Source organism: Bartonella tribocorum (assembly GCF_002778015.1).
In the GTDB taxonomy this organism is placed as follows: Bacteria; Pseudomonadota; Alphaproteobacteria; order Rhizobiales; family Rhizobiaceae; genus Bartonella; species Bartonella tribocorum_B.
In genome coordinates, this window is record NZ_NJPP01000095.1 from 1 (window position 1) to 570 (window position 570).

Consider the following 570-nt stretch of genomic DNA (forward strand, 5'->3'; position numbering starts at 1 on the left):
TGGCTGGCTATCAAGCAAAGGTGAGCCCCCAATTTACCAAACAAACTCTTCCTTATGTGGTGCGCACCGATCAGTCTGCGGTTGACTTTTTAACCCGCCTTGCGGATCGCATGCGGGCGCGTTTTTTAATCAAAGACCATAAGTTTTTATTTTTAAGTGGGGATAATTTACCAGCCCTCGACATCCATAAACATGACTGTTCAAGCTGGGAATTCACCCTAGAGCCACGCACGCAATACGGCACCATTGAAGCTTCTTATTTTGATCGCTCGACAGGGCAACAATGCCAAGTCAAACATCAAACGGGGTTTAACGGTCCCGTGCGTCGTCTGCGCAGTTGCTACCTTTGCAAAGAAGAAGCACAAGCGGCGGCTGCCTCAGAATCAGATCGCTTATGCCGTGCTGTAGGCAGCGGCTCCTTAACGCTTGCGGGACACCCTGAAGTCATGGCGGATCAACCTCTCATCCTTCAAGGGTTCCGTAAAGAAATTAATGGACTATGGAAAGCCGCTACCGTCACGCATTGTTATGAAAAACAAAGCGGATACACAACAGAAATCACCTTTGAGG

The 570-nt window shown here is 48.8% G+C and carries 1 protein-coding gene; it reads left to right on the top strand.

The window, feature by feature from the left end; all coding sequences use genetic code 11:
* Positions 1 to 570 (top strand): phage late control D family protein (locus CEV08_RS09345; RefSeq protein ID WP_432417148.1); only part of this gene is annotated, 570 nt, incomplete at both ends.